13 protein-coding genes are annotated in these 11,850 nt (G+C 62.0%); 7 read left to right on the forward strand and 6 right to left on the reverse strand.

What is annotated here, in order from left to right:
* From VFB05_RS12005 to VFB05_RS12015, 3 genes are all read right to left on the reverse strand, one after another.
* Window positions 1-1,224, reverse strand: a 1,224-nt coding sequence (locus tag VFB05_RS12005; protein ID WP_325012511.1) for an allantoate amidohydrolase, incomplete at its 3' end; no start/stop codon positions are given.
* 4 nt (window positions 1,225-1,228) lie between these two features.
* On the reverse strand, window positions 1,229-2,164 hold the full coding sequence (gene puuE / locus VFB05_RS12010) for an allantoinase PuuE (RefSeq protein WP_325012513.1): 936 nt from the start codon (window positions 2,162-2,164) through the stop codon (window positions 1,229-1,231).
* Window positions 2,164-2,577: a DUF3830 family protein gene (locus tag VFB05_RS12015; RefSeq protein ID WP_325012515.1), complete on the reverse strand. Its 414-nt coding sequence runs from the start codon at window positions 2,575-2,577 to the stop codon at window positions 2,164-2,166. The genes puuE and VFB05_RS12015 overlap by 1 nt, the downstream gene beginning before the upstream one ends.
* A 453-nt stretch (window positions 2,578-3,030) precedes the next feature.
* On the opposite strand from VFB05_RS12015, the gene VFB05_RS12020 reads away from it, so the two are divergent.
* Together VFB05_RS12020 and VFB05_RS12025 are read left to right on the forward strand one after the other, a co-directional pair.
* Window positions 3,031-3,504 (forward strand): tripartite tricarboxylate transporter TctB family protein, encoded by a 474-nt coding sequence (locus VFB05_RS12020; RefSeq protein ID WP_325012517.1) that lies wholly within the window; start codon window positions 3,031-3,033, stop codon window positions 3,502-3,504.
* 62 nt (window positions 3,505-3,566) lie between these two features.
* Window positions 3,567-5,060 carry a tripartite tricarboxylate transporter permease gene (locus VFB05_RS12025; protein WP_414643185.1) on the forward strand — a complete coding sequence of 498 codons (1,494 nt, stop codon included), beginning with the start codon at window positions 3,567-3,569 and terminating at the stop codon, window positions 5,058-5,060.
* A gap of 15 nt (window positions 5,061-5,075) precedes the next feature.
* On the opposite strand, the gene VFB05_RS12030 is transcribed toward VFB05_RS12025, so the two are convergent.
* The gene (locus VFB05_RS12030) at window positions 5,076-5,867 is read right to left on the reverse strand and encodes a crotonase/enoyl-CoA hydratase family protein (protein WP_325012521.1); all 792 of its coding nucleotides are present in this window, start codon (window positions 5,865-5,867) and stop codon (window positions 5,076-5,078) included.
* A 90-nt stretch (window positions 5,868-5,957) separates the two neighbouring features.
* On the opposite strand from VFB05_RS12030, the gene VFB05_RS12035 reads away from it, so the two are divergent.
* Window positions 5,958-6,575 (forward strand): helix-turn-helix domain-containing protein, encoded by a 618-nt coding sequence (locus VFB05_RS12035; RefSeq protein WP_325012523.1) that lies wholly within the window; start codon window positions 5,958-5,960, stop codon window positions 6,573-6,575.
* On the opposite strand, the gene VFB05_RS12040 is transcribed toward VFB05_RS12035, so the two are convergent.
* A complete protein-coding gene (locus VFB05_RS12040) occupies window positions 6,560-7,762 on the reverse strand; it encodes a BtaA family protein (protein WP_325012525.1) in 1,203 nt (400 codons plus the stop codon). The genes VFB05_RS12035 and VFB05_RS12040 overlap by 16 nt on opposite strands.
* A 275-nt stretch (window positions 7,763-8,037) precedes the next feature.
* Between VFB05_RS12040 and VFB05_RS12045 the strand changes: the two genes are divergently transcribed.
* The gene (locus VFB05_RS12045) at window positions 8,038-8,361 is read left to right on the forward strand and encodes a multidrug efflux SMR transporter (protein WP_325012527.1); all 324 of its coding nucleotides are present in this window, start codon (window positions 8,038-8,040) and stop codon (window positions 8,359-8,361) included.
* A 6-nt stretch (window positions 8,362-8,367) separates the two neighbouring features.
* Here the strand turns inward: VFB05_RS12045 and VFB05_RS12050 are convergent, their stop codons facing one another.
* Window positions 8,368-9,360, reverse strand: a complete 993-nt coding sequence (locus VFB05_RS12050; protein WP_325012529.1) for a YbhN family protein — start codon at window positions 9,358-9,360, stop codon at window positions 8,368-8,370.
* A gap of 290 nt (window positions 9,361-9,650) precedes the next feature.
* On the opposite strand from VFB05_RS12050, the gene VFB05_RS12055 reads away from it, so the two are divergent.
* The 3 genes from VFB05_RS12055 to VFB05_RS12065 form a co-directional block, all read left to right on the forward strand.
* Window positions 9,651-9,875 carry a hypothetical protein gene (locus VFB05_RS12055; RefSeq protein ID WP_325012531.1) on the forward strand — a complete coding sequence of 75 codons (225 nt, stop codon included), beginning with the start codon at window positions 9,651-9,653 and terminating at the stop codon, window positions 9,873-9,875.
* A 345-nt stretch (window positions 9,876-10,220) separates the two neighbouring features.
* Entirely contained in the window at window positions 10,221-11,528 is a 1,308-nt protein-coding gene (locus tag VFB05_RS12060; RefSeq protein ID WP_325012533.1) for an efflux RND transporter periplasmic adaptor subunit, read from the forward strand.
* Window positions 11,525-11,850: efflux RND transporter permease subunit (locus VFB05_RS12065; RefSeq protein WP_325012534.1), on the forward strand; the 326-nt coding region annotated here is incomplete at its 3' end. The genes VFB05_RS12060 and VFB05_RS12065, both read left to right, overlap by 4 nt.

Here is an 11,850-nt window from a genome sequence, read left to right on the forward strand (position 1 = left end):
GCGCGCGCCGGCATCGGCGTCGTCAGGCTCGACATGCTCGTCGGGATGGTGGCTGATGCCGCCGCGGCAGCGGACGAAAATCATCGCGACATCGGCAATGTCGACCATGGCCATGCCGTCATGGCCCGCTCCGCTTGCGAGTTCGAACACGGGATAACCTTCGGCCGCGACGGCTGCTGCAACCTGCTCCTTGAGCCAGGGCACGCAGGGCACGGTGCGGTTCTCGTGCGTGACGTCGAGCTGCAACGCCAGATTCCGGGTCTTGGCGATCGCCTCGATCCGCCGCACCATCTCGGCCACCGAACGGTTGCGGCGCAGATCGGTCGGCGCACGCATGTCGATGGTGAAATGCGCCTGCCCCGGAATGACGTTGGTCGCGCCCGGCGAGGCGTGGATATACCCGACCGTGCCGACAAGACCGCCGTCGTCCTCGAGGCATAATCGCTCGATCGCTGCGATGCATTCCGCGGCGCCGGCAAGGGCATCGCGCCGCAGCGCCATCGGCACCGTCCCGGCATGACCCGCCATGCCGGTCAGCTTGGCGGCGAGGCGCGTGGCGCCCGCAATCGCCGAGACCACGCCCACCGGCAAATTCTTCGCCTCCAGCACCGGGCCCTGTTCGATATGCAATTCGATATAGGCGAGCAGTTCACCGCGAACCCGCGCCGCCGCGCCGATATGATCGGGATCGAGACCGAATTGGACCATCGCCTCCCGCATCGGAATGCCGGCCGCATCCTTTGTCGCCAGCACGCCCTCATTGAAGGTGCCGGCGACGGCGCGGCTGCCGAGCAGGGTCGATGCAAACCGCACGCCCTCCTCGTCGGCAAAGGCGGTGACCTCGATTGCAAAGGGCAAGCGCTTGCCGCGTTTGTTGAGGTCGGCGACGCAGGAGATTGCGGTGATCACCCCGAGCGGACCGTCCCATTTGCCGGCGTCACGCACCGTGTCGTAGTGCGAGCCGAGCATCAGGCACGGCAGGCCTGCCCGATCGCCCTCGTAACGGCCGCAGACGTTGCCGATGGCGTCGAGGTGCGCGCTCATGCCGGCCTCGCGCATCCAGGTCAGGATAAGGTCCGCGGCCGCGCGAAGCTCGGGCGTCAGAAAAATGCGCGTCAGGTTGTTGGGCGTCTCCGAAATCGCCGCCAGCTGGTGAATCCGGCTGACGATCTCCTCGCCAAGCGGCGAGCACTTTCCGGCCATTCCTGTCGCTCGCTCACTCATGGCGCTAACCGACTTGCGGCGCGTCAGCCGCGAGATGCGAAAGGTTGGCGTGCCAGTGCCGGGCGATCTGCAAACGCGTCGGCACCCACACCCGCTCGTGGCTTGCGATGTAATCGAGAAACCGCATCAATGCCGCCGCGCGGCCGGGACGGCCGACCAGCCGGCAGTGCAGGCCGACCGACATCATCTTGGGCGAGGTTTCGCCTTCGGCATAAAGCACGTCGAAGGAGTCCTTCAGATAGGAAAAGAACTGATCGCCATTGCCGAACCCTTGCGCGTTGACGAAGCGCATGTCGTTGACATCGAGAGTATAGGGAATGATCAGATGCGGCCCTGTCGGCCCCTTGATCCAGTACGGCAGATCGTCGGCATAAGAGTCACAGGAATAAAGGAATCCGCCGGCTTCCATCACGAGGCGGACGGTGTTCATTGAGCTTCGGCCGGTGTACCAGCCGAGCGGACGTTCCCCCGTCACCTCGGTGTGCAGGCGGATCGCGTCGGCGATCTCGACCCGTTCCTCGGCTTCCGACATATCCTTGTGCTCGACCCATTTGAGGCTGTGGCTGGCGATATCCCAGGTGGCCTCTTTCATGGCGGCCACCACGTCCGGGTTTCGCTTCAAGGCAGTCGCGACGCCGAACACCGTGACCGGCAGTTTTCGTTCCGTGAAAATCCGCCATAGCCGCCAGAAGCCGGCGCGCGAGCCATATTCGAACATCGATTCGATATTGGCGTGGCGTTGGCCCGGCCACGGCTGCGCGCCGAGCACGTCGGAGAGAAACGCTTCCGAGGCGCGGTCGCCGTGCAGAATGTTGTTCTCGCCGCCCTCTTCGAAATTCACCACGAACTGGACGGCGACGCGAGCATTCCCCGGCCAGTGCGGGTGCGGCGGATTGCGCCCGTAGCCACGGAGATCCCTGGGATATCCGCTCCCCGCCATTACACTTCCTCGATGCGAACCTTTTGCGCGCCTTTGTAGAGCACGGTCCTGCCGAGCGTGTACAAGTTCTCTAACCCCGAGGTCAGCGTGATGAAATGATTGCCGGCAAGCTGGCCCATCTTGCTGGCGAAATGCACACCGCCATAGGCCAGCAGGATTTCGGTCTCGCTGATGCCGCCGGGATAGAGGATCATCTGCCCGGGGGCCGGATAGCTGGTGTGGTTCTCATAGCCGACGCCGAAATCGAGATCGCCAAGCGGCATCCAGACCCCCTCGCCGCTCCAGCGCACATGGACGAATTCGCTGTTGAACGGCATGGCCTTGCGGAAGGCCGCACAAGTTTTGGGCGCTAATTGCTCTTCGAAACGGGCCTGGAAGGTGAAGTCGCCGGCGCGGACAATGAGTTGGCTCATTCAAATGACCTGTGATGAGATTTCGAGGGATTCCTAGTGTCCCGATTCCGAAGTTCGTAGCATTTTCGGAGCCACGTTTCGAACTTCGGGATCGAAGGACACTAGCAAACCTATTGATCCAGTGTGGCTTTGGTTCAGAAGTCCGCATGACGAACCCGCGGCACATCTGATGCGGACTTCTGAACCGCCACGCTGGCCCACCGATAGTCCAATTTGGAGGCCTTTGCTACCTCCTGAAAGCGTCCCAAGCCGACATGCCGCGCCGCGATAACCATCGGGGACCGGGCTGCTCGCCTGCGCTATTTTGTCGATTTTATCGGTCGATAAACTGAGTTAGTGTTCTGGGATAAATGTCGGTTCCCCCTGGCTCCAAATGTGACGTGCGGCCATATCGACAGGTTTGGCCGCGACAGGTAGGGTCGCGGCCCTAAAAAAGGTTTGGGAGAGACGCTGTTGTCGGAGAAGTTTACCTGGAAGCGGGACTACTACGCCGGCGGCCTGATGATACTGCTCGGGGTAGGCGCCGCCGTGACCGGCTCGGGCTACAAGTTCGGCACTCTCGCCAGGATGGGCCCCGGATTCATGCCGGTCGTGCTCGGTATCGTCCTCGCCTTTATCGGCATCCTGATCGCGGCCACCGCGCTCGGATCGTCCGAACCCGACGACAGGAAATTCCTGCCCGACAATCCGCAATGGTTCGGCTGGTTCTGCATTCTTGCCGGACCCGTGCTCTTTATTGTCCTCGGTGAATATGGCGGGATGATCCCGGCGGTGTTTGCCTGCGTGTTCGTCTCCGCGCTTGGCGATAAAACGGCGACCTACAAATCGTCGTTCTATCTCGCGCTCGGCGTCACCTTCTTCGGTGTCATCCTTTTCCACTATCTCCTGAACATTCCGTTTCCGCTGCTGCGCGGGGTGAACCTGTGATTTCAACCGCGCTGACAGATCTCTGGTACGGCTTTGGCGTCGCGCTCGAGCCGCACAACCTGATGTATTGCTTCCTCGGCGTGCTGGTCGGCAATCTCGTCGGCGTGCTGCCGGGCATGGGCCCCGTCGCCACCATCTCGATCCTGCTGCCGCTGACCTTCGGCATGCATCCGGTGCCGGCGATCCTGATGCTGTCAGGCGTGTACTACGGCGCCCAATATGGCGGGGCGATCTGCTCGATCCTGCTCAACCTGCCATGTCACCCGCCACACGCGGTGACATGTCTGGACGGATTTCCGCTGACCAAGCAGGGCAAAGGCGGAACTGCGCTCGGAATTACGGTGATCGCCGCCTTCGTCGGCGCCTCCTGGGGCATCACGGAGATGATTTTCCTTGCGCCCTTCCTGGTGAAGATGGCGCTGGAATTCGGCCCCGCCGAAGTGTGCTCGCTGATGCTGGTCGGCCTGATCGCCGGCTCGACACTCGCCAAGGGCTCGCCGCTGAAGGGCATCGCGATGACCGTGTTCGGCCTGTTGCTCGGCATCGTCGGATCCGACATCGAGACCGGCCAGCCGCGCTTCACGTTCGGCATCACCGAACTGTTCGATGGCATTGAAATCGTGGCGCTTGCGCTCGGCATGTTCGGCATCGCCGAGTTCATGAACAGCATCAACAATACCGAAGCTGTCGACATGAAATACGCCAATGTCGGCATTTCCGACATGTTCCCCTCGAAAGCCGACCTCAAGAAATCGTTCCCGGCGATGATCCGCGGCACCGTCCTGGGCAGCCTGTGCGCCCTGATCCCGGGCACCGGTCCGACCATCGCCTCGTTCGTGTCCTATGCGACCGAGAAGAAGATCTCGAAAACCCCGGAACGTTTCGGTCACGGCGCCATCGAAGGCGTCGCCTGCCCCGAGGCATCGACGCATTCATCGGTGCAAGGCGACTTCATTCCAACCATGAGTCTGGGCATTCCCGGCGATACCGTGATGGCGCTGCTGCTTGGCGCGCTGATCATCCACGGCATCGTGCCGGGGCCGCAGCTCATCAGCCAGCACGCCGATATCTTCTGGGGCCTGATCGCAAGCTTCTGGATCGGAAATATCCTGCTCGTCGTGCTCAACGTGCCGATGATCGGGCTGTGGGTGAAGCTGCTGTCGATCCCCTATCGCTACCTCTATCCGAGCGCGATGTTCTTCGTCTGCATCGGCGTCTATGCCGCGGGCAACGACATGTTCCAGGTCGGCGAGACGCTCGTGATCGGCGTCGTCGGCTACATCCTGTTGCGCCTGGATTTCCACCCGGCGCCGATCCTGCTGGGCTTCGTGCTCGGACCACGCTTCGAGGAGAACTTCCGCCGCAGCCTCCTGATCTCCCGCGGCGACCTGATGACCTTCATCGAGCGCCCGATCAGCGCATTCTTCCTCTTCATCTGCGTCGTGCTGCTCGCCGCCCAGATCTACGTCTGGCTGCGGCCGAAAAAACCTGCCACGGAAGAAAAGACGATCGAGGGGCAGGTCCCTACGACGGGGTATTCCGAACTCGCGGAGTGATCGCGGCGTAAGCGGCTATCTGCCCTGATAGTGCGGCGGACGCCGCGAGATCCATGCGTCGAGCGCCTCGCGCGTGTCGGCGGTCGGCACCGTTCGCGCGAACTGCTCGCTCTCGATCTCCAGCCCCTCGGCAATGGTTGTGTTCAGGCCTCGTGTCACCGCAGTGAGGATACGCGACGCCGTGAGCGGCGAATGCCGCAGGATCCGGCCTGCCAGTTCCAGCGCCGACGGCAAGAGGTCATCATGAGCAACGATCCGGTTCACGAGCCCGATCTCTTGGGCGTGCTGGACTGAAAACGTATCCCCGGTCAGCAGCAATTCGAGCGCGCGCTTGCGGCCCACGAGGCGCGGCAAACGCTGCGTGCCGCCGAAGGTCGGCGGAATGCCGATGTTGATCTCCGGCTTGGCGAAGACTGCCCGCTCGCTGGCGACGGCGAGATGCGCGGCTTCGGTGATCTCACAGCCGCCGCCGAAGGCGATGCCGTTGACGGCAACGATCACCGGCTTTGGAAAGGCCTCGATGCGCGCCGTCATCGATTGCCCTCGCCGCACGAAGGCACGAACCGCCGCATCCGGACCTTCGCGCATCGTCTGCGAAAACTCGGTGATGTCGGCGCCTGCGGAGAAAGCGCGGTCGCCGGCACCGGTCAGGATCACGGCGCGGAGGGCCGGATCGCCTTCAATCGTATCCAGCTGCTCCTTGATCCGGTCGACCAGCGCATAATTCAGGGCATTCAGCTTTTCGGGCCGATTCAGCGTCAAGATCGCGACGGCGCCACGGGTTTCGCGAAGAACCAATTCCGACATTTTGGAGCCTGTATCCGATCTGTTTGTCGAGCGGACATCGTAGCCAGGGCGGAGATTGTATATACTCACTAGACAGTATACATAGCGGACATGTCTACCGACGCCGAACAAACCCGCGAGCGCATCATCGCCGCCGCCGCCCGCCTTTTCTATAATGAGGGTATTCGCGCAGCCAGCGTCGACGCCATTGCCGAGAAGGCCGGCGTCACCAAGAAGACGCTGTATTACCACTTCCGCAGCAAGGACGACCTGATCGCGGCCTACCTGGCCTCGCGCGACCAGCCGACGCTTGATCTCTACGCGCGCTGGTTCAACGAGACGCCGGGATCTGCGGCCGACAAGATCCGGGGCTTGTTCAACGAATTTGCCCGCTCGGCCGACACGGCAAGATGGAAAGGTTGCGGCTTTCAGCGCACCGCGGCTGAACTTGCGGGCACGCCCGGACATCCCGCGCTCAAGGCCGGCGCCTCGCACAAGAAGCGTTTCGAGGCCTGGCTTGCCGACGCACTGGGGCGCGACGGAATCGACAACGCGCCAGCCGTCGCGCGAGGCATCGTCGTGCTGCTCGATGGCGCCGCAGCCGTCATGCTTGTTCACCGCGATCCCGCTTATGTGATGGCCGCGGGTACGGTGGCCGCGTCCCTCGTTGAACCATCCGACGCCACAGCTCATGCGCCAAGGCTACAAGCCGCTCAGCGCCGTCCATAGCAATGGAAGCCGCCATAGATTCCGGAGCGATCGAGCGCAAATCCGATCGCGCTGCGTTCCTCATCGCGCCGCCACGTCCGCCGTAACGAAGCGAGTTCGTTGCTCTCGATCGGCGAAGCTTCGCCGGCGGTACGAAAGATCACGTGGACATTGTCCCGGCCAGCGCGATCGATCGCATTCCACAGCGCGCGAATCTCATCGATAGCCATCCAGTCCTGGGAGTCCAGGAGAATGACGGCGTCGACTTCGCGAGCCGGCAGACTGTCCAGGAATTGCCGAAGGCTCGCATGGTGCGGAATGATCAACCCCGCGCCATTGCGCATCCGGCCATATTGCCGGCGCTGCAAATAAGGCGGCAGGCAGCGATCGCCCGGACCGACATAGCCGCGATGCAGCGCCTGCCAGGCGAAATAATTGGTTTCGTTGGGATGGCCATCGATCAGGCGCACGAGGCGCTGATGGAGAACCTCGTTCAATGGCGCACCGCCCAGAAGAGCGCGCTGCCGCCGCGGAATGCCGAGGCTGAACAACAGCGCCGGCGTCGCCGTGATCAGCCGCACCAGCAGCGAGTGGAATAAGCGATCCAGACGCTCCAGCGCATCGATCCGTGCAGGCGCATCCGCCGTGCCGTTCAACAGCAACGCGGGGTCGATCCCGGCCAATTGCGCGATGACATGGGCAAAGCCGATGAAACGGCCGAGCATGCCGTAACGGTAGAAGCCATCGGTGAAGTAGGCGTGGCGCGGGCGGCCGATGATGTTGCGCCTGTCCCAATAGTTGCGCGCCTGCGCGTCAAGCCGCGGCCGCAATCGCTCGCGATACAGTTCCGAATTGCCGGGCGAGTTGGCTGCGCCGAAGAACTGCCAGAAATCCGCATAGTCGGAAAAGGCACGCAGGCCCGCGAGCTTCAGCTTGAGGAGCGAAAGATGCGCCTCGTTGAGATCGACCGCATAAACCTGCGCCGGTTGAGCGGCGAGATAGGACAGCGCATTGCATCCGCCCGACGCGATGGTGACGATGGTCGAGCCGATGGGCAAGCGAAGCGCGGCGAGATCGGCAACCGGATCTTCCCAGATCTGGGTATAGACCAGCCGCCGGTACCAGAACGCATAAAGCCGGTCCCAAACCGTGGCGTTCTCGATGCCGCGGTTGTCGCTGACGGCACCTGCGATCAGCTGGCGGTCCATGCGATCCTCGAATCAGCAATTTGATCAGGATATCGGCTGCTCGCTTCAGTTTTGCGACAGCTCACCTCGGCCGAGATGCGTCGACGAAGATCGCAACCATGCCATTCGACGACAGGCCAACGCTGTCACATCCCTGTCGTGCGAACATCGCAAGGAGGAAAAGGCATAGAGAGCGAAGGTGAGCGGATGTCGGCACATTCATTGACGTTCGAAAGGCGGTTTCGCGAGGATGCGCAAATCGCAATCCCCGCTTTCCCCGGCGCACCGAGGTCATCATGACTGGCTGGCTTGCGGTTTTGGCGGCGGGCCTGTTCGAGATCGCCTGGGCTTTCGGTTTGAAATATTCCGATGGCCTCACCCGCTTCTGGCCGACGGTTGCAACCGCGCTGGCGATTTTGGCGAGCTTTTCGCTGATGTCGTTTGCGCTCCGCTCGCTGCCGTTCGGCACGGCCTACGCGATCTGGACCGGGATCGGCGCCGCCGGCAGCATCGTCGTTGGCATGGTGATCTTCTCGGAGCCAACCGACCCCGTGCGCATTATCTGCCTGACGCTGATCGTCGCCGGAATGGTCGGGCTGAAGCTCACCTCACCCGTGTAGGAAACTTCACCCGCGCTGCCGCCGGCGCAAGCCTCGCCATCCCTCGACAATGCCGAACAGGCTGAGGGCAAAGATAAACGGCAGGAAGTGGTACATCAGGCGGAACATCAACAGTGCCGCCACCAGCGGCTCCTTGTCGTCCTTGCCGAGCCCGATCAGGAACGTCGCGTCAAAGACCCCGATGCCCGCCGGCGTGTGGCTGGCAAATCCCAACAGTGTCGCGGCGATGAAAACGGCCATGATCGGGAAGATCCCGATATTCGGCCCGGTTGGAATCAGAACGTACATCGCAAGCGCCGCCGCGCTGAGCTCAAAGACCCCGATTGCGATTTGCAGCAACACCAGTGGTCCCGAAGGAAGCCGGACCGGCCATCGCTTTGTGCCGACGTTGCGCGGAGACCAGCACCAGATCAGAAAGCTTCCGACCCCGACAAGCAGCGCGACCGCAACCGATTGATTGACCTTCGGCGACAGCAAGTCGACCACGCTGATCGCATCGGGCGCAAACAGCAGACCGATCCCGAGCGCCGTCAGGTTGCCGAGCCAGTAGGTCAATCCGGTGAGAAAGCAGATGTTGACGACGTCGAACGCCGTCAGCCCATGAAACGAATAGACCCGATAACGGATCACCGGCGAGATCAGCGAAACCGCGCCGATGCCGTGCGCGATCGGGTAGCTGGTGAAGCTTGCAAGGGCTGCGACGCGGTATGGAATTTCGGTTTGGCCGATCGTGCGCAGCGCGAGCAGATCGTAGAACGTCAGCCCCACATAGGAGACGATGACCAGCGTCGCGGCAATCAGGATCAAGGAGGTATCCGTGTGCCGGATGACCTGGAATACCTCGTGGGTGTCGATACTTTTGAGCGTGTGCGTCAGCGCGTAGATCGCAATTGCCGTAATGGCAATGCTGACGATAACGCCGAGCCCTTTCAGCCTGAAGCCATTGCCGGGCGATTTTGCCGACGCAATCGCCTTCGGTGCATTCATACGAGTGGGCAAACAGCCTCCATTGTCGCATCCACTTGATTCGCAGTGGCCGACACCGTCCATTGACACGTGGATGTGACAACCGCGTTACCGGTGCGGCGAATTTGAAGCTCCTGTCAGTGTTTGCCGCAAGTTCGTCATAGGAGCTTCAAATTCAAATGGCCTACGCGAGATATTTCAAGTGCCAACTGATTCAAGAAAAGTTGCGTGCGCAAACCAACTGCAGACGCAATGTGGTCGCATCGGATTCATGCGCCTTCCTTATGTGGACGACATGAAACACGCGACTCAATCGAGGCAGCATGACCGACGAGAACGACTTCGATCTCCGGCCCGATCAATGGGAAGCACTGAAAGCGCTGCGAATACCCTTCGCGCGCCTGTCGGCGTCCAACCGGTTGACGCTTGACGATCTTGTTGCGCTTGGCCTCGTGACCATCGGCAGTGACCGGGTGCCGACCATCACCGAAAGAGGACGCAGGGCGCTGATCAGGGGCTCTTTCAGATTGCTGGATGCAGCCGCCTGAGGCCGGCATCGTTGACGGCGGCGCAACGCCATGTCCTTGGCCCGCTTGCCTGGTGCTGCCGATGTCGTGGTCTTGTTGCGCGCCCCGGTTCGGCTAAAAATATGTTAAGAGTCCGTCGGTCGGGCGGATCACCCGCGCCGGTCTTTGAACCGCGCGAACAGCCCGGACGACATTTGATTGTTGCCCCCCGGTCGCGGTCAGACGCAAAAGTGCAATTCTTTCCGAATGTTAATGCGACAAGGACAGGCGGGGACGTTCAAATGAGGTTGCCGGCGGACCCTGGAGATGGTTCCTGCGACCAATTGCGGCAAGCAGCCGCGACAATACTCACCTGATGGCAGGTTCATGGACCAACCTATTAAGAATTTCCACCAAACCCCCTCGATTGATCCTGCGCAGGCAACCAAGCCGCGATCCCGTTGGCGGTTTGTCCTGACGATCATCCTGATCGTGCTGGTGGTCGCCGGCATCGTCTGGTGGACCCGGCAGGGCGCGGCGCCGCAGCCCGGCGGCGGCGGCCGCAATTCGGGGCCGATGTCCATCGTGCCCGAAGTGGTCGGCAAGGGAGACATCGGCGTCAACATCAACGCGCTGGGTACGGTGACGTCGCTCGCAACCGTGACGATCCGCACGCAGATCAGCGGCTATTTGCTGAAGATCGATTTCACCGAAGGTAGCGAGGTCAAGAAAGGCGATCTGATCGCGGAAATCGATCCCCGGCCTTACGAGGCAGCATTGGCACAGGCCAAGGGGCAATTGGCGCGCGACGAGGCCATGCTCAAGGGCGCGCAGGTCGACCTCGCGCGTTATCAGGGCCTCGCGGCGCAGAACGCCGTGCCGCATCAAACGCTGGACACGCAAATCGCGCTGGTTGCCCAGAATCAGGGCACCGTAGAAGCCGACAAGGCGGCGGTGAAATCCGCCGAGGTCAACCTCGCCTACTGCCGGATTCTTTCGCCGCTCGACGGCCGCGTCGGAATACGTCAAGTCGATCAGGGCAACTATGTCACGCCCGGCGACACCAACGGGCTCGTTGTCATCACCCAGCTGCATCCGATCAGCGTCCTGTTCACGGTGCCCGAGGACAATCTGCAGGCGATCTCCAGACGCCTGCAGGCCGGCGCCATCCTGCCCGCAACCGCGCTCGATCGCTCCGCCTCGACCAAGATCGAGGACGGAACGGTGCAAACCTTCGACAGCCAGATCGACCCGACCACCGGCACGATCAGACTGCGGGCGAATTTCTCCAACGATGCGCGACTGCTTTTCCCGAACCAGTTCGTGAACATCCGCCTGTTGCTCGATACCCACAAGGACGTCACGACGATCTCGACCGCCGGCATCCAGCGCGGCTCGCCAGGCACATTTGTCTACCTCGTCAATGCCGACAGCACAGTGTCGGTGCGGCCGGTGAAACTTGGCGTGACTGACGGCGATCGCGTGGAAGTCCTTTCCGGCCTCACCCCCAGCGAGCGCGTTGTCATCGACGGCGCCGACAAGCTCCGCGACGGCGCCAAGATCGTCGTCCGCTCCGAAACCAACCCGACCCAAACGAGCCCGGGCCAGACGCCGGCCGAACCCGATAAATCGGGCGGCGGCAAGCGGAAGCGTTCCGACGGCGGACCAAAACAGGACGGCGGACAAAAACAATGAGTCCATCGCAGCCGTTCATTTTACGGCCGGTCGCAACCACGCTTCTGATGATCGCCATCATGCTGTCCGGCATTTTGGCGTTCCGCTTCCTGCCGGTCGCGGCGCTGCCTGAGGTCGACTATCCGACCATTCAGGTGCAGACGTTCTATCCCGGCGCGAGCCCCGATGTGATGACGTCCTCCGTCACGGCGCCGCTGGAGGTGCAGTTCGGGCAAATGCCGAACCTCAACCAGATGAGCTCGATCAGTTCGGCGGGCTCGTCCGTGATCACCTTGCAGTTCGGCCTCACCATCTCGCTCGACGTCGCCGAGCAGGAAGTGCA

It is taken from the genome of Bradyrhizobium sp. (assembly GCF_035652035.1).
GTDB lineage: Bacteria > Pseudomonadota > Alphaproteobacteria > Rhizobiales > Xanthobacteraceae > Bradyrhizobium.

Bases quoted from the DNA above. Each gene is read 5' to 3' on its own strand.
- puuE (WP_325012513.1), bottom strand. From the start codon at position 2,164: ATGGCGGGGAGCGGATATCCCAGGGATCTCCGTGGCTACGGGCGCAAT.
- VFB05_RS12015 (WP_325012515.1), bottom strand. From the start codon at position 2,577: ATGAGCCAACTCATTGTCCGCGCCGGCGACTTCACCTTCCAGGCCCGT.
- VFB05_RS12025 (WP_414643185.1), top strand. From the start codon at position 3,567: ATGTATTGCTTCCTCGGCGTGCTGGTCGGCAATCTCGTCGGCGTGCTG.
- VFB05_RS12030 (WP_325012521.1), bottom strand. From the start codon at position 5,867: ATGTCGGAATTGGTTCTTCGCGAAACCCGTGGCGCCGTCGCGATCTTG.
- VFB05_RS12035 (WP_325012523.1), top strand. From the start codon at position 5,958: ATGTCTACCGACGCCGAACAAACCCGCGAGCGCATCATCGCCGCCGCC.
- VFB05_RS12040 (WP_325012525.1), bottom strand. From the start codon at position 7,762: ATGGACCGCCAGCTGATCGCAGGTGCCGTCAGCGACAACCGCGGCATC.
- VFB05_RS12045 (WP_325012527.1), top strand. From the start codon at position 8,038: ATGACTGGCTGGCTTGCGGTTTTGGCGGCGGGCCTGTTCGAGATCGCC.
- VFB05_RS12055 (WP_325012531.1), top strand. From the start codon at position 9,651: ATGACCGACGAGAACGACTTCGATCTCCGGCCCGATCAATGGGAAGCA.
- VFB05_RS12060 (WP_325012533.1), top strand. From the start codon at position 10,221: ATGGACCAACCTATTAAGAATTTCCACCAAACCCCCTCGATTGATCCT.